21 protein-coding genes are annotated in these 24,855 nt (G+C 70.0%); 10 read left to right on the forward strand and 11 right to left on the reverse strand.

Features of this window, described 5'->3' with window-relative positions:
• The first annotated feature begins 74 nt into the window (after positions 1–74).
• From selD to V1633_RS16420, 3 genes are all read left to right on the forward strand, one after another.
• Positions 75–1,079 carry a selenide, water dikinase SelD gene (selD, locus tag V1633_RS16410; protein WP_331215223.1) on the forward strand — a complete coding sequence of 335 codons (1,005 nt, stop codon included), beginning with the start codon at positions 75–77 and terminating at the stop codon, positions 1,077–1,079.
• A gap of 182 nt (positions 1,080–1,261) precedes the next feature.
• Positions 1,262–1,957, forward strand: a complete 696-nt coding sequence (locus V1633_RS16415) for a hypothetical protein (RefSeq protein ID WP_331215174.1) — start codon at positions 1,262–1,264, stop codon at positions 1,955–1,957.
• A gap of 20 nt (positions 1,958–1,977) precedes the next feature.
• The gene (locus V1633_RS16420) at positions 1,978–2,568 is read left to right on the forward strand and encodes a trypsin-like serine peptidase (protein ID WP_331215175.1); all 591 of its coding nucleotides are present in this window, start codon (positions 1,978–1,980) and stop codon (positions 2,566–2,568) included.
• Between the two features lie 88 nt (positions 2,569–2,656).
• Here the strand turns inward: V1633_RS16420 and V1633_RS16425 are convergent, their stop codons facing one another.
• The 7 genes from V1633_RS16425 to fdh all read right to left on the reverse strand — a co-directional run bounded on the left by V1633_RS16425 (position 2,657) and on the right by fdh (position 13,729).
• Positions 2,657–3,757 carry a sugar-binding protein gene (locus V1633_RS16425; protein WP_331215176.1) on the reverse strand — a complete coding sequence of 367 codons (1,101 nt, stop codon included), beginning with the start codon at positions 3,755–3,757 and terminating at the stop codon, positions 2,657–2,659.
• Between the two features lie 66 nt (positions 3,758–3,823).
• Entirely contained in the window at positions 3,824–5,122 is a 1,299-nt protein-coding gene (mmsB, locus tag V1633_RS16430; protein ID WP_331215177.1) for a multiple monosaccharide ABC transporter permease, read from the reverse strand.
• Positions 5,123–5,126: 4 nt separating this feature from the next.
• Positions 5,127–6,665: a multiple monosaccharide ABC transporter ATP-binding protein gene (gene mmsA / locus V1633_RS16435; protein WP_331215178.1), complete on the reverse strand. Its 1,539-nt coding sequence runs from the start codon at positions 6,663–6,665 to the stop codon at positions 5,127–5,129.
• Positions 6,666–7,381: 716 nt separating this feature from the next.
• A complete protein-coding gene (locus V1633_RS16440; protein ID WP_331215179.1) occupies positions 7,382–8,278 on the reverse strand; it encodes a formate/nitrite transporter family protein in 897 nt (298 codons plus the stop codon).
• Between the two features lie 23 nt (positions 8,279–8,301).
• Complete coding sequence (gene nrfD, locus V1633_RS16445) at positions 8,302–9,414, reverse strand: NrfD/PsrC family molybdoenzyme membrane anchor subunit (RefSeq protein WP_407952025.1); 1,113 nt, start codon at positions 9,412–9,414, stop codon at positions 8,302–8,304.
• Positions 9,411–10,454 carry a 4Fe-4S dicluster domain-containing protein gene (locus tag V1633_RS16450; RefSeq protein WP_331215180.1) on the reverse strand — a complete coding sequence of 348 codons (1,044 nt, stop codon included), beginning with the start codon at positions 10,452–10,454 and terminating at the stop codon, positions 9,411–9,413. Before V1633_RS16450 ends, nrfD begins: the two co-directional genes overlap by 4 nt.
• A gap of 2 nt (positions 10,455–10,456) precedes the next feature.
• Entirely contained in the window at positions 10,457–13,729 is a 3,273-nt protein-coding gene (fdh, locus tag V1633_RS16455; RefSeq protein WP_331215181.1) for a formate dehydrogenase, read from the reverse strand.
• 230 nt (positions 13,730–13,959) lie between these two features.
• Between fdh and V1633_RS16460 the strand changes: the two genes are divergently transcribed.
• Together V1633_RS16460 and V1633_RS16465 are read left to right on the forward strand one after the other, a co-directional pair.
• The gene (locus V1633_RS16460) at positions 13,960–15,228 is read left to right on the forward strand and encodes a cytochrome P450 (protein ID WP_331215182.1); all 1,269 of its coding nucleotides are present in this window, start codon (positions 13,960–13,962) and stop codon (positions 15,226–15,228) included.
• Between the two features lie 358 nt (positions 15,229–15,586).
• Positions 15,587–16,567 (forward strand): magnesium transporter CorA family protein, encoded by a 981-nt coding sequence (locus tag V1633_RS16465; protein ID WP_331215183.1) that lies wholly within the window; start codon positions 15,587–15,589, stop codon positions 16,565–16,567.
• A 168-nt stretch (positions 16,568–16,735) separates the two neighbouring features.
• Here the strand turns inward: V1633_RS16465 and V1633_RS16470 are convergent, their stop codons facing one another.
• Positions 16,736–17,617 carry a hypothetical protein gene (locus V1633_RS16470; protein ID WP_331215184.1) on the reverse strand — a complete coding sequence of 294 codons (882 nt, stop codon included), beginning with the start codon at positions 17,615–17,617 and terminating at the stop codon, positions 16,736–16,738.
• A gap of 265 nt (positions 17,618–17,882) precedes the next feature.
• Between V1633_RS16470 and V1633_RS16475 the strand changes: the two genes are divergently transcribed.
• Positions 17,883–18,260 (forward strand): hypothetical protein, encoded by a 378-nt coding sequence (locus V1633_RS16475; RefSeq protein WP_331215185.1) that lies wholly within the window; start codon positions 17,883–17,885, stop codon positions 18,258–18,260.
• Complete coding sequence (locus V1633_RS16480; RefSeq protein WP_331215186.1) at positions 18,257–18,916, forward strand: nucleotidyl transferase AbiEii/AbiGii toxin family protein; 660 nt, start codon at positions 18,257–18,259, stop codon at positions 18,914–18,916. Before V1633_RS16475 ends, V1633_RS16480 begins: the two co-directional genes overlap by 4 nt.
• A gap of 124 nt (positions 18,917–19,040) precedes the next feature.
• On the opposite strand, the gene V1633_RS16485 is transcribed toward V1633_RS16480, so the two are convergent.
• Positions 19,041–19,721, reverse strand: a complete 681-nt coding sequence (locus V1633_RS16485; RefSeq protein WP_331215187.1) for a hypothetical protein — start codon at positions 19,719–19,721, stop codon at positions 19,041–19,043.
• 432 nt (positions 19,722–20,153) lie between these two features.
• On the opposite strand from V1633_RS16485, the gene V1633_RS16490 reads away from it, so the two are divergent.
• Positions 20,154–20,495: a hypothetical protein gene (locus tag V1633_RS16490; RefSeq protein ID WP_331215188.1), complete on the forward strand. Its 342-nt coding sequence runs from the start codon at positions 20,154–20,156 to the stop codon at positions 20,493–20,495.
• 27 nt (positions 20,496–20,522) lie between these two features.
• Here V1633_RS16490 and V1633_RS16495 read toward each other — a convergent pair whose 3' ends face one another.
• Entirely contained in the window at positions 20,523–21,188 is a 666-nt protein-coding gene (locus V1633_RS16495) for a response regulator transcription factor (protein WP_331215189.1), read from the reverse strand.
• A 290-nt stretch (positions 21,189–21,478) separates the two neighbouring features.
• Between V1633_RS16495 and V1633_RS16500 the strand changes: the two genes are divergently transcribed.
• Positions 21,479–22,060, forward strand: a complete 582-nt coding sequence (locus tag V1633_RS16500; protein WP_331215190.1) for a DUF1772 domain-containing protein — start codon at positions 21,479–21,481, stop codon at positions 22,058–22,060.
• The gene (locus V1633_RS16505) at positions 22,057–24,195 is read left to right on the forward strand and encodes an MMPL family transporter (protein ID WP_331215191.1); all 2,139 of its coding nucleotides are present in this window, start codon (positions 22,057–22,059) and stop codon (positions 24,193–24,195) included. Before V1633_RS16500 ends, V1633_RS16505 begins: the two co-directional genes overlap by 4 nt.
• Before the next feature lie 66 nt (positions 24,196–24,261).
• Here the strand turns inward: V1633_RS16505 and V1633_RS16510 are convergent, their stop codons facing one another.
• A complete protein-coding gene (locus V1633_RS16510; protein WP_456238638.1) occupies positions 24,262–24,822 on the reverse strand; it encodes a hypothetical protein in 561 nt (186 codons plus the stop codon).
• Between the last annotated feature and the right edge of the window lie 33 nt (positions 24,823–24,855).

Here is a 24,855-nt window from a genome sequence, read left to right on the forward strand (position 1 = left end):
GCCTCGCGGCCCGGCGTGGGCGCCGACGGCTGCGATCACGCCGGTTCGGGTGGGACAGTGGTCCGGTGGCCACGATGGAGCGGTACCGCCTGACCCAGTACGCGCACGGCGGCGGTTGTGCCTGCAAGATCCCCCCGGGCGAGCTGGAGACGGTGGTCGCCGGTCTGGTCGGCAACGCCGCGCCGGCCGGTCCCGGCGAACTGCTCGTCGGCCTCGACGACGGCGACGACGCGGCGGTGGTCCGGCTGGCGAACGGTACGGCGGTGGTGGCCACCGCCGACTTCTTCACCCCGGTCGTCGACGACCCGTACGACTGGGGCCGGATCGCCGTCGCCAACGCCCTCTCCGACGTGTACGCGATGGGTGGCACCCCGGTGGTGGGGGTGAACCTGCTCGCCTGGCCGCGTGAGGTGCTGCCGCTGGAACTCGCCGCCGAGGTGCTGCGCGGCGGCCTGGACGTCGCCCGGTTGGCCGGCTGTCACGTGGCCGGCGGGCACAGCGTCGACGACCCGGAACCGAAGTACGGCATGGCGGTCACCGGGATCGCCGACCCGGAACGACTGATCCGCAACGACGCGGGCCGGGCCGGGCTGCCGCTGACCCTGACCAAGCCGCTCGGCGTCGGCGTGCTGAACAGTCGGCACAAGCAGACCGGAGAGCTGTTTCCGCAGGCGGTGGCGACGATGACGGAACTCAACCAGGCGGCGTCGGTGGCCGCGGTCGGGGCCGGGATCCGGTGCGGGACGGATGTGACCGGCTTCGGTCTGCTGGGTCATCTGCACAAGCTGGCCCGGGCGTCCGGACTGACCGCCCGGGTCGATGCCGGGGCCGTACCGTACCTGGAGGGTGCCCGGCAGGCGCTGGGCGAGGGCCACGTCAGCGGCGGCACCCGCCGGAACCTGGCCTGGGTGCGGCCGCACCTGGCCGCGGAGGGCGTCGACGAGACCGAGTTGCTGCTGCTCGCCGACGCGCAGACCTCCGGCGGGCTGCTGGTCGCCGGGGAACTGCCCGGCTGTCCGGTGATCGGCGAACTCCTGCCGGCCCGGCCCGACGGCACGACCCTCCTGGTCCGTGGCTGAGGCCCCCGGGGAGGCCGGCGTGGTGTCGCCGGCCGGCTGACCGGGCCTCGGTTGTCGCGCGACGACACCGGCCCGGCATTGTCGGGGAGCTGACATGGCGACCGCAGGTGATTGACCCTCGCATCCGGTCGTGCAACGGTTGCCAGCAACGCTGACGGACCCGTTCGACCAAGGCGGCTCAGATGAGTTACGGCTTGTCGCACTCCTTCCCCGGATCCCCGTTTCCCGGATTCCCCCACCCCGGTCTGCCCGGTCACGGGTACCCACCGCCCTGGTGGCAGTGGCTGGTCCCAGCTTCCAGCGGGCCGGAACCGGCCGAACCCTCCCCCGCCGCGGTCGCCCGTGAGGTTGACTCCCTCCTGCTCGCGCTACAGCCCAACGAGTACATCGTCCGCCTGCTCGACGAGGTCGACGCGTTGGCGGTGGTCGACACGGCCGTGCAGGACGCCTGCGATCTGGTCGCCACCGAACTCCAGCCGTGTTTCGACCGGGACGAGGACGGCGTACTCCTTCAGCTGTTGTGGGTGAACGCGCAGGAACTGCTGGCTCAGCCCATTGTCCGGGCCGGCGTCCGTCGGCTGCTGCGCGCCGGACCGGTGCTGGTCGCGGCGACCCGTTGGCAACTGAGCGGCCGGATGCGCTCGACCGTGCTGGAGGCGGCGGGCGCGGAGCTGCGTAGCCGCCGGACGAGCGTTCCGGCACTGGACGAGCGGCTCCGGGCCGCGGAACGCGAACTGGCGACCGCGCTGCCCCGGCAGAAGGGGCCGCTCGCGTTGGCGGCCATCATCGTCGGCGGGACCGCCGCGATGACGTACGCGGCGGACGCCGTTTTCCACGAGCACTACGGGGTGCACCTGTGGGAGACGACGCCCCACTAGGGCCGCCACCGGACGTCGTGGTGGCCCGCCTCGTCCGTCTCCGGTCGCCCTCGGGCAACGCCGGATGCGGCTACCTGATCGCGCCCGACCTCGTCCTGACCTGCCATCATCTCGTGCCGACCCGATCGGCGGCCCGACTGACCGGGATCCTCGGGCCGGCCGGTCACCGCCGACGGCCCGACCCGGGCCGCTTCGTGACCTGTCGGTCGCTCGACTACACCCTGGTCGGCCTCGAGTGCCGGCCGGGTTCCGGGGCGGCGCCGGAGGACCCTCCGCGATCGTCCGGTCCCGCCCCGCACGACGAGCTGGTGCTCGTCCAACCCCGGCCGACGGATCCGTCGGGATTCCGCCTGACCCGGTTACGGGTGACGGACACGGCCGGACCGTTCCTGCGGTACGACGGTCGCACCACGTACGGCTCCTCGGGGGCGCCGATCTTCGACACCTGTTGGCAGCTCGTCGCGATGCACCAGCGGCGGGGTTGTCTCGACGGCGGCGGCCGTACCGCCGCGATCGTCGGCGAGGGTGTCCGGGTCGCCGCCGTCGTCGCCCGGCTCGATCCGGAGCGGGACCGGTTCCGCGGCGGTTCGGACGGCGCCCGGGGGACGTGAACGACGACACGGGCCCCCGGAACCGGAGTTCCGGGGGCCCGTGGCTGCCGTATCCGGCGACTGCCGGACGGCGTGGGTTCTGGTGCTGTTACTTGGTGAGCGCCGACAGCGTCGGGTCGTTGGCGTAGGCCTCGGCGGCGTTCGCCTTGGTGACGATCTGCGGCGGCAGCAGGTACGACGGAACGATTTTGACCCCGTTGTTGTACGAGTTGGGGTCGTTGATCTGCGGCGCGTTGCCGGCCTGCAGGGCCTTCACCATCTCGATGGTCTGCTTGACCAGGTTGCGGGTGTCCTTGTTGATCGTCGAGTACTGCTCACCGGCCATGATCGACTTGACCGACTCGACCTCGGAGTCCTGACCGGTGACCACCGGCAGCGGCTTGCCGGCGCCCTTGACCGAGGTCAGGATGGCCCGGGCCAGGGTGTCGTTCGGCGAGAGCACGCCGTCCAGGGTCTTGCTGCTGTAGGTCGAGTTCAGCAGGGAGTCCATCCGCTGCTGGGCGTTCTCGGCCTTCCAGCCCTGGGTGGCGGTCTGCTTGATGTCGGTCTGGCCGGAGCCGACCACCACGTTGCCCTTGTCGATCTCCGGCTTGAGCACGTCCATCGCGCCGTCGAAGAAGACCGCCGAGTTGTTGTCGTCCGGCGAGCCCGAGAAGAGCTCGATGGTGTACGGACCGTTCGGCTTCTTCGCCTTCATGCCGTCCAGCAGGGCCTGGCCCTGGAGCTGGCCGACCTTGAAGTTGTCGTACGCGACGTAGTAGTCCACGTCCGGGGTGTTCTTGATCAGCCGGTCGTAGGCGATGACCGTCGCGCCGGCCTCCTTGGCCTGCTTGACCTGGGTGCTCAGCTGCGCGGCGTCGGTCGCGCCGATGACGATGACCTTGGCGCCCTTGGTGACCATGGCGGAGATCTGCGCCTGCTGGTCGGCGACGGTGCTGGAGGCACCGGCGTACTGGACGTCGGACTGGAAGCCGGCCTCCTTGAGGCCGTTGGTGAACAGGTCACCGGCGAGCACCCAGTTCTCCGAGGTCTTCGCCGGCAGCGCCACGCCGATCAGCGAGTTGGCCGCGAAGCCCTTCCCGGAGTCGGCCGAGCCGCCGCCGGAGGAGTCCGAGCGCTCGGAGCAGGCGGTCAGTGCCAGCAGGGCGATGGCACCAGCGGCCACACCCCTGGCAAGGTACTTGCGCATCTCAGGTTGCCCTTCTTGTTATGTGGACCGGGATCGGAGGTGTTCCGGTCCCCTGCCGGGTGGCCGTCAGCCGGCCACCGGAGTCTTGGCGGGCTCTTGGCCCGTCTCGACCGGCGTCGCCGGGGTGGCGGGTGCCTCCCGGCGGAATGGCCGCGTGATGCTCCCGATGATCGAGAAGCGGCCGCGGTTCTTGTTGTAGACGTCGAGCGCGACGGCGAGCAGCAGGACCAGACCCTTGATCATCTGGACCCGGTCGATGCCGACACCCATCAGCTGCAGGCCGTTGTTGAGCACGGCCATCACCAGACCGCCGACGATCGAGCCGCTGATGGTGCCGAGACCGCCGGAGACGGCGGCGCCACCGATGAAGACCGCGGCGATCGCGTCCAGCTCCCAGCTGAGGCCGTCCTGCGGACCGGAGGCGGCGGACCGGGCGACGAAGATCATGCCGGCCAGCGCGGCCAGGATCGACATGTTCATCATCACCAGGAAGTTGACCCGCTTGAGCTTCACACCGGAGAGCTCGGCGGCCCGGGCGTTGCCGCCGACCGCGTAGATGTGCCGACCACCTGCGGTGTTCCGGGTGATGAAGGAGTAGAACACCACCAGGACGCCGAGGATGATGCCGGAGATCGGGAAGCTGGTGCCGACCCGGCCGCCGGCGAACCGGAAGGCCGCGAAGAGGATGACCACGACCGGCACGGCGACCCGGATCAACGAGATCCACATCGGGGCGACGTCGGCCGCCATCTCCCGGCGGGTCCGCCGCAGCCGCCACTCGCGGACCACGACCGCGGCACTGACCAGCAGGCCGAGCAGCAGGGTGAGGTTGTTGTAGCCGGTGTTCGGGCCGATCTCGGGCAGGTAGCCGGCGCCGATCTCCCGGAAGCCCTCCGGCACCGGGATGGTGTTGGCGTTGCCGATGTACTGGTTCATGCCCCGGAACAGCAGCATGCCGGCCAGGGTGACGATGAACGCCGGTACCCCGATGTAGGCCACCCAGAAGCCCTGCCAGGCGCCGATCACCGCGCCGACCAGCAGGCCGACGACGATGGCCAGCGGCCAGGGCAGGTTGTAGTCCTGCATGACCTTGGCCACGATGATGCCGACGACCGCGGCGATCGAGCCGACCGACAGGTCGATGTGGCCGGCGACGATCACCATCAGCATGCCGATGGCCAGGATCAGGATGTACGAGTACTGGCTCACCAGCGAGATCAGGTTGCTGGAGTTCAGCGTCAGCCCGTCGGTGAGGACCTGGAAGAGCAGGACGATCGCCACCAGCGTGAAGATCATCCCGAACTGCCGGGCGTTGGACTGCGTCCCCGCGAACAGGGACTTCTGTAGTTCTTTCACGCGGCTCATGGGTCTATGCCTTCTTCGCTGAGGTCATCTGCTTCATCAGGAGTTCGGGATCGGCGTCCCGTCGCTCGATGCAACCGGTGATCGCGCCCTCGAAGACCGTGTAGATCCGGTCGCAGAGCCCGATCAGCTCCGGCAGCTCGGACGAGATGACGATGACGCCCTTCCCCTGGTCCGCGAGCTGCTGGATGATGCCGTAGATCTCGTACTTGGCTCCCACGTCGATGCCCCGGGTGGGCTCGTCGAGGATGAGCAGGTCCGGGTCGGTGAACATCCACTTGGCCAGCACGACCTTCTGCTGGTTACCGCCGGAGAGCTTGTTGACGCCCTCGTCGACGGTGGGGGTCTTGACCCGCAGACTGGTCCGGTAACCCTCGGCGGCACGGTGCTCCGCGACGTGGTCGAGCACACCGTGCTTGGAGATCTTGCCGAGCTTGGCAGCGGTCACCGAGGTCTTGATGTCGTCGAGCAGGTTGAGCCCGAGCGACTTGCGGTCCTCGCTGACGTACGCCAGCCCGTGGTCGATCGCGTCCGCGACCGAGCGCAGGACGATCTCCCGGCCGTCCTTGAAGATCTGCCCCGAGACGTACGTCCCGTAGGAGCGGCCGAACAGGCTCATCGCGAGCTCGGTCCGGCCGGCGCCCATCAGTCCGGCGAACCCGACGATCTCGCCCCGGCGCACGTTGAAGTTGGAGCCCTTGGCGACCAGTCGGTCGGGCGAGATCGGGTGCCGGACGGTCCAGTCGCGGACCTCGAAGAAGACCTCGCCGATCTTCGGGGTGTGGTCCGGGAACCGGCTGTGCAGCTCCCGACCGACCATGCCCCGGACGATCCGGTCCTCGTCGACGCCGTCCGCCTTGATGTCCAGCGTCTCGATGGTCCGACCGTCCCGCAGGATGGTGATCGAGTCGGCGATCTGGGCGATCTCGTTCAGTTTGTGCGAGATGATGATTGACGTGATGCCCCGCTGCTTGAAGCCGAGGAGCAGGTCCAGCAGGTGCTGGGAGTCCGCCTCGTTCAGCGCGGCGGTCGGCTCGTCGAGGATGAGCAGCTTGACGTTCTTGGCGAACGCCTTGGCGATCTCCACGAGCTGCTGCTTGCCGACGCCGATGTCCTTGATCAGCGTGTCCGGGTCCTCCTGGAGGCCGACCCGGGCCATCAGTTCGAGGGCCTGGCGGTTGGCGGCCTTCCAGTCGATCACCCCACCGCGACCCGGCTCGTTGCCGAGGAAGATGTTCTCGGTGATGGACATGCCGGGCACCAGGGCGAGTTCCTGGTGGATGATCACGATGCCGGCCTGTTCGCTGGCCCGGATGTCCGAGAACCGGCTCTCCGTGCCCTGGTAGAGGATCTGGCCGGAGTAGCTGCCGTACGGGTAGACCCCGCTCAGCACCTTCATCAGGGTCGACTTGCCGGCCCCGTTCTCCCCCGCGATGGCGTGGATCTCACCCTTGCGCACCAGCAGGTTCACGTCGGAGAGCGCCTTGACCCCGGGGAACTCCTTGGTGATCCCCCGCATCTCCAGCAGGACGGGTGCGGTGCTCATGCCACACGCTCCCCGAGCCGGGCCCGTACGACGTACGGGCCGGTGGCGACCGGAACCGCGTGGCCTCCGTCACCGCGGCGCCGGAGGGATCCGGACGCGTCCGGCGGCCGGTGGCCGCGCCACGTCACCAACATCATTGTTGCCTCCGGGCAGCTCGTCATCGCTGACACTGTGCTGACACTGTTTTGTTGCCGCGTGAAACTTATTGGAGGCGAACTTGTTTCGCAACATTTCGGCACCGTGTCCTGGCAGTCAATCCGGTGGTCACCACCACCAGACCCGCAACTACTGGGAGTAGCGATGCCAGCGCACACTCCTGGGCCCGCTGTGGCGGGTAACAGGGCGCTGAAAAGAGAGCAAAAACACGTCCCGCGTCGCGTCCCCTGACGGGCGGGACGCCCCGGGGACGTGTCGCTGGTCCGCTCAGCCGCCGCGACCACCCGGGCGACTCCTCCGGACCATATCGCGTGCTCTGGACCACGATGACGCGGGGTGGCCCAGGTCAGGGCCCGGTCACCCGGTCGTCGGGTTGGCCGCACCCGGCCGGCACGGCATCGGGGTGACGGACGACACCACCAGGACGCGCAGGGTGGCTGGCGGGGTGCCGGCACCGCCGCCCCGGTGATCAGCGCTCCTGACCGCGTCGCGCGACCTGACCGACGCTGATCTGACGAGCATCGGATCGCGGGATCGCACCCGACCGGGCCGACCGGCGGTCAGCGTGGGCCGGCCGCGTCCTGGCCGCCCTTGCTGCGCTTGTCCGGGGTCGGGGTGGTCTGGACGCCGTCGGGTGTGATCGGCCGCGCCTGACCACGCAGATAGATGAACCAGTAGAAGCCGGCGACGAACAGGGCACCGCCCGCCGCGTTGCCGGCGAAGGCGAGGAGGAGGTTGTGCACCACGTCCCAGGCGCCGACCCCCGGAACGTGGGCGAACATCGCCGCCGGGAGGAAGAACATGTTGGCGACCACGTGGTCGAAGCCGAGCGCCACGAACGCCATGATCGGAAAGAAGATCGCCAGGATCTTCCCCGCGATGTCCTCGGCGGCGTAGGCCATCCAGACGGCGAGGCAGACCAGCCAGTTGCAGCCGACCGCGCGCAGGAAGATCTGCACGGTGTCCTCGTTCAGCGCCTTGCCCTCGGCGACGGCGGCGAGCTTGGCGAAGGTGAGCGCGCCGCCGGTGCCGGCGGCGGAATCCGCGGATCCGATGACGCCGCTCTCCACCGCGAACACGTAGGCGACCAGCAGTGAGCCGATCAGGTTGCCGATGGTCACGATCACCAGGCTCATCGCGACCCGCCCCGCCGTGGTCCGGCCGGAGGTCAGGGCCAGCGGCAGCAGCGCCATGTTGCCGGTGACCAACTCGGAACCGGCGATGATGACGATGATCAGGCCGGCCGCGAACACCGCGCCGAAGATCAGGGTGGACAGGTTCCCCCAGATCTGTACCGGCATACCGGCGGTGACGACAACGCCCAGCAGGCCGGCGAAGGCGATGTAGGCACCGGCCAGGATCCCACCGGCGAGCATCCGCCCGGGCGTGAGGTTCGCCTTGACGACGCCGGCGTTCACCGCCGTGGTCGCGACCTGGTCGGGTGTCTTGAAAGCCATGGTTCCCCCTGATGGTTCGACGCTCACGCACCCGGCGCCGCCGGCCCCCCGGCCGGCGTCGACGCCCGTCGGTCGAGCCGCTCACGCTGCGGCACCACCGTGTACCTCGGGTCCCGGGCGGACGCGACCCCCGCCTCGAAGACCCCGAACCGGGTCAGCACCGACGACGCCAGCAGGGCCGCACCCGAGAGCGCCGAGAGCACCCGGCTACGCCGGCCGAGCAACGCCCCGGCGGTACCGGCGGCGAGCAGCAGCCGGCTGGTACGCAGCAACCGCCCCCCGGGCCCCTGCCGGTACGGCTCGCCGGTCAGCCCCCTCCGGACGATCCGGTGCTCGGCCAGCTTCTCCAGCACCGCGCCGGCCACCAGCAGCCGTCGCGCCGGCCCGGCCTGGTCGACCGGTGTGCTGACCAGCCCGGCACCCGCGCCGGCCAGCAGCGCGCTGCCGGCGAACAGGAACGGCAGATCCGGATGGGCGTCGTGCCAGGCCGGCATCGCGGTGTCCGCCAGCAGCACCCCGGTGTACGTGGCCAGGGCCGGCGCCGCGACCGCGGCGGCGAGACCGGCGGCCCGACCGGTCGGGGGCAGTATGCGGCCGGCCAGCCCGGGAAGACCGTGCCGGGGCAGCAACGGCGCGAACTCGCTCACCGCCGCCACACCGGCGACCGGACCGAACACGGCGAGGATCCAGGTGCCCATCGACATCGGCGAGGTCGGTTTCACCACCCGGAGCATGTGATGGAACCGGGACGGCCGGCCGAGGTCGTTGATCAGGAAGTAGGTACTGGCGCCGAGCGCGCCCAGCGCCACCAGCCGACCGGACCGGCGCAGCGCGGGACGGCCGGTCAGGTCGGCACCAGCGGCCAGCAGCGCGGAGCCCGCGGCCAGCCCACCGGTGAACAGGTACGCCGGGATGTCGTGCCGCCACACCGGCGCCTTCAGGATCGGCCGCCCATAGTAGGAGGCGAACTGGGCGGGCGGTACCGGCAGCGGCTCGCCGCCGACCAGACCCGGCCCACCGGAGCCGCCGCGCCGGGCGCCCCGGCGCCGGCCACCGCCGTTCGACTGTTCCAGCCGGGCCCGGAACTGCCGGAAACGCTCCCCCAGCGGCTCGCCGGGCAGGCCCCGGCCGCTCACCGCGACCCCCCGACGAACGCCGCCACGGTGGTGGTCACCATGGCAAGCGCGGCCAGCCCGGCCCACCGCCACATCTCGGGGAGATCCCGGGTGGTCACCACCGGGTCGGGTGGCAGGCCGTACACCTCGGGCTCGTCGAGCAGCAGGAAGAAGGCGCCGTCCCCGCCGACCCCGTCGGCCGGGTCGTGGCCGTAGAGGCGGGCCTCCGGCACCCCGTCGGCGTGCAGCCGCTCGACCCGGACCCGGGCCCGTTCGCGGAGCTCGTCGAGTTCGCCGTACTGGATCGACTCGGTGGGGCAGGCCTGGGCACACGCCGGGGTCCGGCCGCCCTTGACCCGGTCGTAGCAGAGGGTGCACTTCCACGCCCGACCGTCGTCCCGGCGCTGGTCGATGACCCCGTACGGGCAGGCCGGGATGCAGTAGCCGCAGCCGTTGCAGATGTCCTCCTGCACCACCACGGTGCCGAACTCGGTGCGGAACAGCGAACCCGTCGGGCAGACGTCCAGGCAGGCGGCGTTGGTGCAGTGCTTGCAGACGTCCGACATCATCAGCCAGCGCAGGTCGGCCCGCCCGCTCCGGTCGCCCTTACCGGGCAGGTCGGTGCCGGGCATGCCGAGGAACTGGGTGCCGTCGACCATCCGGCCGGCCGGGGCCGCGTCGGGCGCCGGCGGAACCCCTGGGTCGGTGCCGGTGTCCACGTGGGTGTCGGCACCCGCCTCGGCGGTGGCCACACTGGCCGAGGTCCCGGTGGGCGTACCGGTCATCGGCGCCGACGACTGCCACCCGACCGGACGGGCCTGCTCCACGAAGGCGACGTGCCGCCAGGAGTTCGCGGTCAGCGCCCCGGTGTTGTCGTACGACATGCCGAGCAGGTCGAAGCCGCTGTCCGGCACCAGGTTCCACTCCTTGCAGGCCACCTCGCAGGCCTTGCAGCCGATGCAGAGACTGGTGTCGGTGAAGAAGCCCATCCGGGGCGGCGGGTCCACGTACCCGGCCCGCTCGGCGGGGTTCACCGCGACGGCCGGTCGGATGTCGACCATGCTCATTCCTTCCGGTCCGTGCCGTCGTCGGGCCGCTCGGCGGCGGTGACGACCGGTGGGTGGTGGCCGTCGAGTCCGGCCCGTCGGCGGTAGTCGGCGAGCAGGTCGAGGATGTCCGGGCCGGTCGGCCGTCGTCCGGCCCGTACGTCGCAGGTGGCGACCTTGCTCTCCTGGATCAGCACGTTCGGGTCCAGGGTGACGCCGAACAGGTCGTTGACCGAGTCGCCCCGGACCAGACCCTCGGTGCCGAAGTGGTACGGCATCCAGAGTTGGTGGATCATCCGGCCCTCCAGCCAGAGCGGGGCCATCCGGTCGGTGACCATGACCCGCGCCTCGATCACGCTGCGGCTGGTCACCATGTGCGCCCAGCCCAGGTGGGTCAGTCCCCGCTCGACGGCCAGTTCGGGCGAGACCTCCACGAACATCTCCGGCTGCAGTTCGGCGAGGTGGCGCACGGTACGACTCATCCCGCCCGCCGTGTGGTGCTCGGTCAGCCGACTGACGGTGAAGACGAACGGGAAGACGTCGCTGTGCGGTTGCGGCGGGCTGGGGTTCGTCGGGTTGTCCGACCGGCGGTAGAGCTTGCGGGTCGGATTCGCCTGCTGGCCGTAGAGCGGGTTGCGGATCGGCGACTCGGCCGGTTCGTAGTGGGTGGGCAGCGGCCCGTCCAGTACGCCGACCGGCGCGTACAGCCAGCCCTTCCCGTCGCCCTGCATGACGAACGGGTCGATGCCGTCCAGCGCGGTCACCCCGCTCGCGTCATCCGGTGCCCGGTACGACGGCGGCTTCGTCTTCTCGAAGTCCGGTACGTCCGCACCGACCCACTGGCTGGACTCCTCGTCCCACCAGACGTACCGCTTGCGCTCGCTCCACGGCCGGCCCTCCGGGTCGGCGGAGGCCCGGTTGTAGAGCAACCGGCGGTTTGCCGGCCAGGCCCAGCCCCACTCCAGGGCGACCCAGCTCTGCTCCCGGCCGGGTTTGCGCCGGGCCGCCTGGTTGACCCCGTCGGCGAAGACGCCGGTGTAGATCCAGCAGCCGCCGAGGGTCGTACCGTCGTCCTTCATCTCGACGAAGCTCGACAGCGGGCGGCGGGTCTCCACCTCGTACCCGTTGATCTCCCGCAGCACGGCCTCGGCGCTCGGCTCCGCGTGCGGACCGTGCGTGGGATAGTCCCAGGCCAGTTCCAGCAGGGCGCGGTCGCGGGGGCGGGTCGAGCCGGCCAGCCTCTCCCGGACGATCCGGCCGAGGTGGTAGAAGAACCACAGCTCCGAGCGGGCCTCGCCGGGCGCGTCGACAGCCTTCTCCCGCCACTGCAACAGCCGTTGGGTCTGGGTGAAGGTGCCCTCCTTCTCGACGTGCGAGGCGGCCGGTAGGAAGAAGACCTCGGTACGGCAGCGCTCCGGCGTGATCTCGCCGGTCTCCACCTCCTGGCTGTTCTTCCAGAACGTCGCACTCTCGATCATGAAGAGGTCGCGGACCACCAGCCAGTCCAGGTTGGCCATGCCCAGCCGCTGGGCGCGGCCGTGCGCCGACCCCACCGCCGGGTTCTGTCCGAGCAGGAAGTAGCCCTTGACCTTGCCGTCGATCATGTTGAACACGGTCTGGTACGTGCCGTGGTCGCCGGTCATCCGGGGCAGGTGGTCGTAGCAGAAGTCGTTCTCCGGGGTCGCCGCCGCACCCCAGTACGCCTTGAGCAGGTTGACCGCGTAAGCCCGGGCGTTGCCCCAGAACCCCTTCTGACCGGGGTGCTGGATGGCGGTGACCCAGTCCTCGAACTTCTGGTGCTGCTGGTACTGCGGCATCGGCAGGTAGCCGGGCAGCAGGTTGAACAGGGTCGGGATGTCGGTCGAGCCCTGGATGCTGGCGTGCCCACGCAGCGCGAGGATGCCGCCGCCGGGCCGGCCCATGTTGCCGAGCAGCAGCTGGATGATCGCCCCGGTTCGGATGTACTGCACCCCGACGGTGTGCTGGGTCCAGCCCACCGAGTAGACCAGCATGGTGGTCCGCTCCCGCCCGGAGTTCTCCGTCCAGGCCCTCGCCACCTCCTCGAACTTCGCCCGAGGCACCCCGCAGACCCGCTCCACCAGCTCCGGGGTGTAGCGGGCGTAGTGCCGCTTCAGGATCTGGTAGACGCAGTTCGGGTGCTGCAGCGTCTCGTCCCGCATCGCCTGGCCGGAGATCGGCGCGCCGTGCGACTCGTGCCGGAGCCCGGCCGCGCTCTCCCGCTCGGTCGCGGTGTCGTTCTGTCCGTTGCTCTCCTGCCCCCGGTACTGCCAGCTGGTCTGGTCGTAGCTGGAGGTCTCCGGGTCGTAGCCGGAGAAGAGGCCGTCGAGTTCCTCGGTGTCCTGGAAGTCATCGCTGACGATGGTCGCCGCGTTGGTGTAGGCCAGCACGTACTCCCGGAAGTCCAGCTCGTTCTCCAGGATGTAGCGCACGACGCCGCCGAGGAAGGCGATGTCGGCACCGGCCCGGATCGGGACGTAGCTGCTCGCCAGCGCGCTGGTCCGGGTGAACCGCGGATCGACGTGGAAGATCTTGGCGCCGCGCTCCTTCGCCTCCATCACCCACTGGAAGCCCACCGGGTGGGCCTCGGCCATGTTCGAGCCCTGGATGATGACGCAGTCACTGTTGATCAGATCCTGCTGGAAGGCCGTCGCGCCACCGCGACCGAAGCTGGTCCCCAGACCGGGGACGGTGGCGGAGTGTCAAATGCGGGCCTGGTTCTCGATCTGGATCGCACCCATCGCGGTGAACAACTTCTTGATGAGGTAGTTCTCCTCGTTGTCCAGCGTGGCGCCGCCGAGCGCGGCGATGCCCAGGGTGCGGTTCAGCGGGCGGTTCTGGTCGTCGACGTCCTCCCAGGTGGCGTCCCGGGCGGCGAGCACCCGGTCGGCGATCATCTCCATCGCGGTGGGCAGGTCGAGTTCCTCCCAGTCGGTGCCGTACGGCCGACGGTAGAGGACCTTCTGCTGGCGCAGTTCGCTGGTGACCAGGTTCTTGCTGGCCGCCCCCTTGGGGCAGAGCCGCCCCCGCGAGATCGGGCTGTCCGGGTCGCCCTCGATCTGGGTGACCCGGCCGTCCGAGACGTAGACCCGCTGGCCGCAGCCGACCGCGCAGTACGGGCAGATCGAGCGGGCCACCGAGTCGGCGGTGTCGGTACGCGGGGTCAGCCCGACGGACCGGGCGGACTGTGCCGCCGCGCCCCGGCCGAGCGGATCGGTGCCGGTCAGCTGCCGGTACACCGGCCAACCTTCGATGAAGGTGCGGATCCCCATTCCCGGCACCTCCTCCACCAACCAGGTCGGTGACCCGACCACCGTTCGCCTCGTGGTTCCCGATTCCGCCGGGCAGGCAAGCCCGGCAGCCGCCACGGGCCGGACGGAACGTCCATCCGGTTCCGGGAAATGCCGGTGACCTGCGAGAAGGGATGAAGCGCGGAAACCCACCCAGACCGTAGCCCGAACCGCTCTCACCGTGGAGCGTTTTTCGGCAGTACGCTGTCGCGATGTCTGTCGATCAATCTATCGGTGCCGATTCGGCCACACCCCCACGTATCGACTTCGACCACCACTCCCCCGAATACCGCGCCAACTGGCGGGCGGTCTCCGACGACCTGCTGGCCCGCTGCCCGGTGGCCCGGACAGATGCCTACGGCGGCTTCTGGGTGGTCGCCGACCACGCCAGCCTCAACCAGGTGATGCGCGACGACGCCACCTTCAGCTCCGGTCGCAACGCCGCCGACCCGTCCGACCCCCGCCAGGGCATCGTCATCCCGCCGAATCCGCTTCCCCAGATCCCGCTGGAACTGGATCCGCCGCAGTACAACGCGTACCGCCGGATCCTGAACCCGTTCTTCAGCCCGACCGCCGTCCGGGCCAGCGAACCGTTCGCCGCGCAGGCCGTCGACGCCCTGCTGGACCGGGTCTGCGAGAGCGGGCGGATGGACCTCGTCCTCGACCTCGGCAACCCGATGCCGGCGCTGGCCACGATGAAGCTGCTCGGCCTGCCGCTGGACGACTGGCAGACGTACGCCGAGCCGATGCACCGGCTCGCCGCCTGCCCGCCCAGCGACCCGGACTTCATGCAGAACGTACAGGTGGTGGGCCAGCTCGGCGGCGCCGTCGCCGCGACGCTGCCCCGACTGCGGGAGACCCCCGACGAGACCCTGCTGAGCGCACTGGCCAACGGCAGCATCGACGGCCGACCGCTGCCCGACGAGGAAGTGGTGATCATCGCGCTGCTGGTCATCCAGGGCGGGGTGCACACCACCACGGCGCTGTTCGCGCACGCGACGAACTGGCTGGCCGAGCACCCCGAGCACCGCAAGATGCTGGCCGCCGACCCGGCCCTGTGGGAGCACGCGACAGAGGAGTTCCTGCGGGTCTTCCCACCGGCGATGGGCTTCGCCCGGACCGCCACGAGGGACGCCGTGGTCAACGGGCAGCAGATCCGGGAGGGCGAACGGGTCTTCATGTCCTTCGCCGCCGCGAACCGGGATCCCAAGGTCTTCCCCGAGCCCGACGAGGTACGTCTCGACCGTACGCCGAACCGGCACACCAGCTTCGGGGTCGGCATCCACCGCTGCATCGGGCTGCAGTACGCCCGGCTCTGGTTCCGGTTGATGGCGCAGCGGCTGCTGGAAAGGATGCCCGACTACACGATCGACGGGGCCGGCACCCGGCAGAACGAGAGCGTCGGCATCATCAACGGCTACGTCACGATGCCGAGCACCTTCACGCCGAGCGCACCACTGGGCGTGGCGATGCCGCGCTGACCACGGCGGGCCACCACCCGGCGCGGGCCAGGTGGTCGACCGTCAGCGCGGTGACCGCCTGGCCGGCCCGGAGCCCGGGCCGAACCGGGAGAGCGGGTACGTCGAGGCCGCTGTCGACCGATCGGGCAGTTCCGGCCCGGTCGGGTTTAGGGCGCGCGGCACCGGCTATCCCGACGCATGCCCGATCCCACGCCGGTGGACGTCGTCCCGCCCTGCCTCGACGGGCCGACGACGCCCGGCGTACCCGGACCCGACGGGTTCCCGGCATGACACCGGTCCTGGCGCCGGCCGCCGAGACACGACCACCGGGACACCCCCACCCCGGGCGGGCCCCGGGGTCGAGCCGAAGGGGCGACGGGTGGGCTCGTTCCTGACCCGGCTCTACCGGGACGGCAACCTGGTCGACGAGGACTTCCCGCCCGAGGAGGTGGGTGACAGGCTCGACCGCGACGACCGGGCGATCGCTTGGCTGGACATCTGCCGGCCGGAGGAGCGTGACCTGCGGCTGCTCGCCGAGAAGCTCGGAATGCACGAACTGGCGCTCGAGGACGTGATCCAGCAGGACCAGCGGGCGAAACTCGACCGCTACGACACCCACCTCTTCCTGAACACCTACATGGTCCGGCTCGACGCCGCAGGCGGCCTGGACGACGTCGAGGTGTCGGCGTTCATCAAGCCCCGGGTGCTGGTGACGGTCCGCTACGACGAGCGGTTCAACATCCAGGAGGTGCTGGCCCGGTGGGAGGAGGGCGCCGAACTGGGCCAGCACGGCGTCGCCTTCCTGCTCTACGGGCTGCTCGACACGTTGATCGACGGGCACTTCAGCGCCGTACAGCAACTGGACGCGTCGCTGGAACAGGTGCAGGACGCGATGTTCAACGGCCGGAGGATGAACCGGAACGAGGTGCAGAAGCGGATCTTCCTGGCCCGACGGGACCTGGTCCGGCTGCGGCAGGTCACCCTGCCCATGCGCGAGGTGGTGAACGCGCTGATGCGGCCGACGATGCACACCGTCGACACCGAGATGATCCCCTACTACCAGGACCTCTACGACCACGTGCTGCGGGTGATCGAGTGGACCGACTCGCTGCGCGACCTCGACACCACGATGCTCGAAACGAACCTGATGCTGCAGAACAACCAGTTGAACCTGATCGTCAAGCAGGTCACCGGGTGGGCCGCGATCATCGCCGTACCGACCGCGGTGACCGGGTTCTTCGGCCAGAACCTGGCGTTTCCCTGGCGGCACACCCAGGGCGAGTTCATCGTGTCACTGGTCCTGACGTTCGGCCTGGCCATCATCCTGTATCTGGTCTTCCGCCGGAAGGGGTGGATCTGACCATCCCGGCGGTGCACGGCCCGGCGATCCTGCCCGGGCGCCGAGCGCGGCTCCCTGCCGGGCGGACGGAGCACGGCCGAACGGGGAAGGACCCGGGTCGGTCGTGACGTCGGGCGACGGGAAAAGGGGCCGGCCTCCGGCCGACCCCTTCCGCTGTGCCGAGGATGCTCAGTGTGCGTGCGGCCAGACGTGCGCAACGATGTCGGCGGCCTGGTCCTCCCACTGCGCGTACGCGAACGGGTACGCCGAGACCTGCACCGCCTGGGCGGCGTCGGTCAGGGGCAGGTCCCGCCAGTCGTTGACCCGCTTCAGCCCGTTGAAGAACGCACTCGCCGAGTAGTCCCGGTCGGTGAGCTGGTCGGGTGCGCCCCAGCCGGACGACGGCCGCTGCTGGAACAGGCCCAGCGAGTCGTGGTCGTTCCAGGCGCCCAGGTGGCCGAGGTTGCGCAGCTTCGACTCCTGCAACGAGGTGGCCACGCCGATCACCGCGCCACGCGGTCCGACGTCCTGCTGCCGGGCGACCCGCACGATCTCCCGCGCGTTGTCCCACTGGTCGTCGTCGAGATCGACGTGCGACTGGTCGCCCTGCACGCCGTACGGGACCAGGGCGTCCCGGCCCGGGTTGTCGTCCGAGTGCCGGTCGTTCGACCGGTCCTGGGCACTGCTGTCCTGCGCGGTCCTGTCCTGGGCCGTACCGTTCTGCGGGGCGTCCGCCCGCGTCGTCTGGGTGTACGCCGCCGGCGTCGCCGGGCCGGCCGGCGCGGCGGCGGTCGTCGCCGCGGACACCCCACCGCCGACGGCGGCGCAGGCGGCCGCGCAGGTCAGCCCCGCGACAGCCAACGCCGTACGCCGGGCGACCGGTTTCTCGGCGAGGGCCGGCAGATGGCGTACCGCCGGGCTCTCCGCGATGGCGGGTAGCCACCGTGTGGTGACGGTCTCCGCAGCGGCGGGGATCCGCCGTACCGCCCGATTCTGTGCGACGGCCGGCAGCCACCGCGTGGTGACGGTCTCCGCGATGGCGGGGAGCCATCGCCCGAAGATCGGGTTCATCTGATGGTTGCCCTTTCGATCTGGATTCCGAGGAGCGGCGCTGAGCAGAACCGGCCAGCGCACAGAGGTACGCCCGCGATCCAGGGGGCGGAGCTCGCGGGCGTACCGAGAGACACAACCAGGCGGACGGGTCCGGCATTCCGGATTTGCCAGCCCAGCCCTTGATCCGCCAGGGACCGGCTCCCGTGGTCCGTTGAAGCCGGACGGACCGGCGAAATCAGGTAGGGATCATCCGGGTCCGCCACCTTCGGGCTACCCTGAGCGCATGCAGTACGTCGCCGGGCCGCCGACCAGCGTGGCCCCGCTCGCCCGACCGGGCCGACCGGCCGTGGTGACCCGGACCGTGACCGAGCTGACCGGGCCGACCCGGGGCCGGGTGACCCTGCCCCTGCGCCTCATGTGGGGCCCGGACCGGGTCTTCGAACTCGCCGACCCGGACCAACTGCTCTGGATGTACGAGAACGTGCTGCGGGAGAGCACCCGCACCGAGGACCTGCGTCGGTACCTCAACGGGCACCTGCTCCACCAGGTGTGGCCGGTGCTCAACCTGCCGCGTGGCGTACGGGCGGCCTGGGAACTGCGACACCCGTCGCTGAACGCCGGATCCACCGCCGAGCCGTCAGGTGACCGCCGGGCGGCATGACCACCAGCCATCTCGACGACTTCTACCGCCAGGTCGCCCGGGTCGCGCTCTCCGTGGCCGACAAGCACGGTTTTGTGCTGGGTGGCGGTATCGCCTGGGCCGCACACGGACTGGTCAACCGCCCTACCGAGGACGTCGACCTGTTCGCCGACGTCGACGGAGCGGCGGCCAACGCCGCGGCGGAGGTCCGGGCCGCCCTGGAGGCGTCCGGGTTCACCGTCGCCGACGAGGACCCGTCCGCCGACCTTGCCGGGCTGTTCGACGGCTTCGCCCAGGACATGAAGGACTTCCTGGTCGGCCAGGGCGGACGACGGCTGCGACTCAGCCTGGGCAGGCTGGACCGACACCGCAGCCCGGTGGTGATGGACCTCGGCCCGGTGATGCACGTCCAGGATCTGGTGGCCAGCAAGACGGCCGCGCTGATCACCCGCCGCGAGGTGCGGGACTACATCGACATCGCCGCCGCACTGGACCGGTACACGGTCGCGGACCTGCTCCGACTCGCCCACGAGTACGACCCGGCGATCGAGCCGGAGGATGTCCCCGCGGTCGGCCGCTACCTGGACCGGCTGCCCGACCGACGCTTCGCCCGCTACGGGCGCGACGCCGATCAGGTACGGCAGATCCGCGAGAAGCTCACCGACTGGCCCCGCTGAGCACGGCCGGACGAGCGTTTCCCGCAGGTTGTGGACCGGCCGGCGTGCACCGTTGGACACGCCGCTGGCCGGGTCCCCGTGGTGGGGACCCGGCCAGCGGTCAGAGTTCAGAGTTCATGCTTCTTTAGCTGTTGTTCCAGGCGTTGGCGACCAGGTCAGCGGCCTGGTTCTCCCACTTCGCGTACGCGTCCGGGTACGCCGACACCTGCACCTTCTGCGCGGCCACGGTCAGCGGCAGATCATGCCAACCATCAACCTCACGAAGACCCTTCAGGAACGCGGTCGTCGAATACTGCGGATCAGTGACCTGCTCCGGCGAACCCCAACCCGACGACGGACGCTGCTGGAACAGACCCAGCGAGTCATGGTCGTTGCTGGCACCCAGATGACCCAGGTTCTCCAACTTCGACTCCTGCAGCGACGTACCAACGGCGATCACCGCGGCCCGCTCGTCCAGACCAGCCTTCTTCGTGGCCTTCACGATCGCCTTCACGTTGTCAGCTTGCTCACCCGAGATCGGGATCGACGCCTGCTCACCCTGCACACCATGCGGCACCAACCGGTCCCGCGACGGCCTGCCGTCCTTGTGCTCGTCCTTGTGGTCACCCTTACCGTGGTCCCTGTCGGCCATCACCGACATCGCAACCGGCGACACATGCTGCTCGGGAGCGGCCTGCGCGGCCACCGCCGGACCAGCAACAGCGCCACCAACAAACGCCAGACCAGCGGCACCCAGAACGGTCCTACGAACCAGAGAAGTCTCAGTGATGGCCGGAAGCCATCCAGCGAACAGCTTGCTGTTCATGATGGTTGTTCCTTCCAATCGGGGATGAACACCCACACGCGGGGGGGGCGTGTGAAGTGTCAGAGAGAAGAACAACGGCCCACACCAGAAGAAGGAGACTCTTCCGGGGACCAGAAACCCGCCGGCACCATAGGGGGTCGGTGCTCAAGCGAACACGAGATGTAACGACCGCAGGCCCCGGATCATTCCCAGACCCGAACCCATCAGCCCAGCTCACAAGCCGTGCTACTCAGCCGTACGCGTAATGTAACGACCCCAGCCCCGCCAACATTCCACCACAGCCTGTCGATCATGAACCCGAACCGGACACCAGGGACGACGTACCCGCCGCCCCATCCGTGGTCGGACGCGGGGAACGGACCGGTCGGTACGACGCAGGGACCCTTGAGATCGCGTTCCGGACATCGATAATGGGCGGGTGGAGACGACTCGGTGCCGGCCGACGGCCGAAAGACCGCACATGATGACGACAGCCGTACCGCTCGGGACGACTGTGCCTCGGACGGGACTGCGCTGACGATGCTCGCCCGGGGACTGTGGTTGAGTCTCGGCCTCGTCACCGGCATCGGCCTCATCTGGTTCGGGGTCTACCAGATCGTCAACTTCACGCCCTACTGCACGCCGTCACCCATGTGGGACTGCGTGCAGTCGGTGGAAAGCCAGCGGACCAGTCTCATCATCGACTCGTTGATCCCGCTCTCGATCGGCGCCGCGATCCTCCTGGCCACCCTACTGGCCTGGATATCAACGATCCGTAGCCGCGGCAGGCGCTAGGTCGTCGAGGGCGCACAGCGCCGACGGCTACCGCTTCTCCGGCGGAGTGACCAGGCCGGACTCGTACGCCAGCACAACGAGTTGCGCCCGGTCCCGGGCCCGGAGCTTCGTCATCGCCCGACTGACGTGGGTCTTGGCTGTGGCCAGGCTGATCACCATCTGAGCCGCGATCTCCTCGTTGGACAGTCCCCGGGCAGCCAGCGCCACCACCTCACGTTCCCGGTTGGTCAGCACGCCCAGGACGGTGGTGAGATCACCACGTGGCGGGCGGGAGACGTACTCGCCGATCAGCCGACGGGTGATGCCGGGTGACAGCAGGGCATCACCCCGGGCCGCGACCCGTACCCCGTGCAACAGGTCCTCCGGTTCGGTGTCCTTCACCAGGAAACCGCCGGCACCGGCCCGCAGCGCCGAGTAAACGTACTCGTCGAGGCCGTAGTTGGTCAGCATCACCACGTGCACGGCGCTGAGTCGGGCATCGGCGGCGATCCGCCGGGTCGCCTCGATACCGTCGAAGACCGGCATCTGGATGTCGATGAGCGCGACGTCGGGCAGGTGTTCGACCGCGAGCGCGACGGCCTGGCCGCCGTCCGCCGCCTCCGCGACGACCTCGATGTCGTCCTCGGCGTTCAGCAGCGCCCGGAAACCGGCCCGGATCAACCCCTGGTCGTCGGCGAGCAGCACCCGGATCATCCGTAGCCTCCGTCGCGCATCCCCGAACGCTAGACGATGGCGTGGGCCCGCCGCGTCAGGCAGCCGTGGTAGTCCGGACTACCACCGTGGAGGTATCGCTCCCCCGGAGTGCGCCGCTGTCGGCAGTGGCGGTTGTCCTCTCCGGCACGACGCCCGAACCCGGCTCGTCAGGCATCGTCACCAGGCAACGCCGGTGCCTGTCCAGATCCGCCCAGGTCGACGGATCACCGTCGCGGGATGTTCCGCGGCACGCCGGTCAGGACCGTCATTCCGAGCTGAGGAGCAAGGCCATGGGTACATCCGCCGAGCGCGTCCGCACCCCCCGAGCGGAGCGGACCCGACGAGCCGGCTCCGGCGCCGACCCGAGATCGCGGGCGACCGCCGTCCGCATCGTCCGGGCTCTCGCCCTGATGTCCACCGGGCTGCTCGCCGGCGCGTTCTGCTACGGCGCGCTCAACGTCGTGCAGGCGTTCCAGGCCGTGCCGCTCGACGTCCGGCTCACCTTCCACAGCGCACTGATGCGGATGAACGGACCGGTCATGCAGAGCGCGATGGGCGTCGCCGTACTCAGCTCGCTGGTGCTGGCCATCCTGCTGCGTGGTACGCCCCGACGGCTCGCCGGGGCGGCGAGCGCCCTGGTCGTGACCACGTTCGTGGTGACCCGGTTCGGGAACGTCCCGATCAACCGCCAGATGCGGGACTGGTTGACCACGTCGCCCTCGGCCGACCACGCCGCGATCCTGTCCCGTTGGGAGATGCTCAACTACATCCGGTCGTTCACCGCGCTGGCCGCGTTCATCCTGGTGCTGATGGTTGTCGATCGTGCCCTGACCCGTGCCGACGGTACGGCGTACCCGGTGGAGGGCGCATGACGGCGGCGGACGGAGCGGGTGGTGGCGGACGGCTGGTCCGGCTGGTCGTCGGACGGCGTACCAGTTGGTTGGTGCTGGGATTCTGGCTGGTCACCGCCGTGCTGGCAGCCGGGCTGTCCGGCCGGCTCGGCTCGGTGCAGGCCGACGGACCGGGGGGATTGCCGGCCGACGCCGAATCCAGCCGGGTCCGGCAGGTGCAGATGTCGACCGTCACCACGGACACGCTCGCCGCGGTGGTGGTCTACGAGCGGGCCACCGGGCTGACCGACGCCGACCGGGCCACGCTGGCCGCGGACGCCCGGGCGTTCGCCGGGCGTCCGGACCTGGCCGGCCCGCCGGTCGGTCCAACCGTGGCCGGCGACGGCACCGCCGCCCAGCTTGTCGTCCCGCTCGACCTCGGCCCCGATCCGTTCGACCGGGCCGCCGACGTGGTCGAGAGCATCCGGCAGGTCGCGGTCCCGGACGCCGCCGGCATGCGGGTGTACGTCGCCGGCCCCGTCGGGTCCCTCGCCGACCAGAGCGCGGCGGTCCGTGGTCTCGACACCCGGCTGCTGCTGGCCACCGTGGCGGTCGTCGTGGTGATCCTGCTGCTCACGTACCGCAGTCCGGTGCTGTGGCTGCTGCCGGTCCTGTCCGCCGGGCTCGCCCTGGTCACCGCGCAGGCGGTCGTCTACCTGCTCGCCCGCTACGCCGGGCTGGCCGTGGACGCCGACAGCAGCGCCATCCTGACCATCCTCGTGTTCGGGGCGGCCACCGACTACGCGCTGCTGCTCGTCGCCCGCTACCGCGAGGAACTCCGTCGTCACCAGGACCGGTACGAGGCGATGGCGGTCGCGGTACGGCGGTCCGCCCCGGCGATCGCGGCCAGTGCCGGTACGGCCGCCGCCGCGATGCTGTGCCTGCTGCTGGCCGACGTGCGGTGGGCCCGTGGGCTGGGCCCCGTTCTGGCGGTCGGTGTGCTGACCGGGCTGGTCGTGATGCTGACCGCCTTTCCCGCGCTGCTGGTCAGGGCAGGACGCTGGATCTTCTGGCCGGACCGGCCCCGGTACCGGAACATCCCGGTACCCGACCCCGGGATTGGCGGCCGATGGTTCCGGATCGGCCGGATGATCGGGAGACGGCCCCGGCTGACCTGGGTGGTGACCAGCCTCGTCCTCGCCGCGATGGCACTCGGCACCACCCAGCTGGAGGCGAACGGCCTGAGCGGCGGGGAGGCGTTCCGGGGCAGCCACGACTCGACGCTCGGCGAAGCGGTGCTGGCCCGGCACTTCGCCGCCGGCGTCGGTACGCCCCTCGTGGTGGTGAGCCATCCGGACCGGGCCGCCGAGGTACGGGCGGCGGTGGCCGCCACCCCCGGCGTCGATCCCGACTCCGTCACGGCCACCGGGTTGCGGGCCGGTCAGGCGTACCTGGAGGCGACTCTGACCGACCCCGCCGACAGTTCAGCCGCGTACCGGACGGTGGACCGGGTACGCGACGCGGTACGGGCCGTGCCGCAGGCGCAGGCCCTGGTCGGTGGGGAGACCGCCGCCCGACTCGACATGCAGCGGGCCGCGCGGGACGACCGGACCCTGCTGTTGCCGATCGTCTTCGCCGTGGTCTTCGTGATGCTGGTGCTGCTGCTGCGGTCCCTGGTCGCGCCGTTGGTGCTCATCGCCACCGTGGTGTTGTCGTTCGGTGCCGCGCTCGGCGCGAGCGTGCTGGTGTTCCGGCACCTCTTCGGGTTCAGTGGCGAGGACAGTTCGCTGCCGCTCTACCTCTTCGTTTTCCTGGTGGCGCTCGGCGTCGACTACAACATCTTCCTGATGACCCGGGTACGCGAGGAGGCGGCGCGGCACGGCACCCGCCGGGCCACCGTCATCGGGTTGGCCGCGACCGGGACGGTGATCACTTCGGCGGGTCTCGTCCTCGCCGGGACCTTCGCGGTCCTCACCACGCTGCCGCTCACGATGATCGTGCAGCTCGGTTTCGCGGTGTCGTTCGGCATCCTCCTGGACACCGTTGTGGTCCGGTCCGTGCTGGTGCCGGCGCTGAGTCTGGACATCGGCCGGTTCCTGTGGTGGCCACACCGGCTGTTCCGTCAGCCGGACCCGGTGGACGATCCAGCACTTCGAGTCGCGGTGGAGGTGCGGTAGCTGGATACGCCGCTGGCCGGGTCCCCGTGGTGGGGACCCGGCCAGCGGATCGTTCGTGTGGGTGGGTCAGCTGTTGTTCCAGGCGTTGGCGACCAGGTCAGCGGCCTGGTTCTCCCACTTCGCGTACGCGTCCGGGTACGCCGACACCTGCACCTTCTGCGCGGCCACGGTCAGCGGCAGATCATGCCAACCATCAACCTCACGAAGACCCTTCAGGAACGCGGTCGTCGAATACTGCGGATCAGTGATCTGCTCCGGCGAACCCCAACCCGACGACGGACGCTGCTGGAACAGACCCAGCGAGTCATGGTCGTTGCTGGCACCCAGGTCACCCAGGTTCTCCAACTTCGACTCCTGCAGCGACGTACCAACGGCGATCACCGCGGCCCGCTCGTCCAGACCAGCCTTCTTCGTGGCCTTCACGATCGCCTTCACGTTGTCAGCCTGCTCACCCGAGATCGGGATCGACGCCTGCTCACCCTGCACACCATGCGGCACCAACCGGTCCCGCGACGGCCTGCCATCCTTGTGACCGTCCTTGTGGTCACCCTTACCGTGGTCCCTGTCGGCCATCACCGACATCGCAACCGGCGACACATGCTGCTCGGGAGCGGCCTGCGCGGCCACCGCCGGACCAGCAACAGCGCCACCAACAAACGC

This window comes from Plantactinospora sonchi, assembly GCF_036422035.1.
Lineage (GTDB): Bacteria > Actinomycetota > Actinomycetes > Mycobacteriales > Micromonosporaceae > Plantactinospora > Plantactinospora sonchi.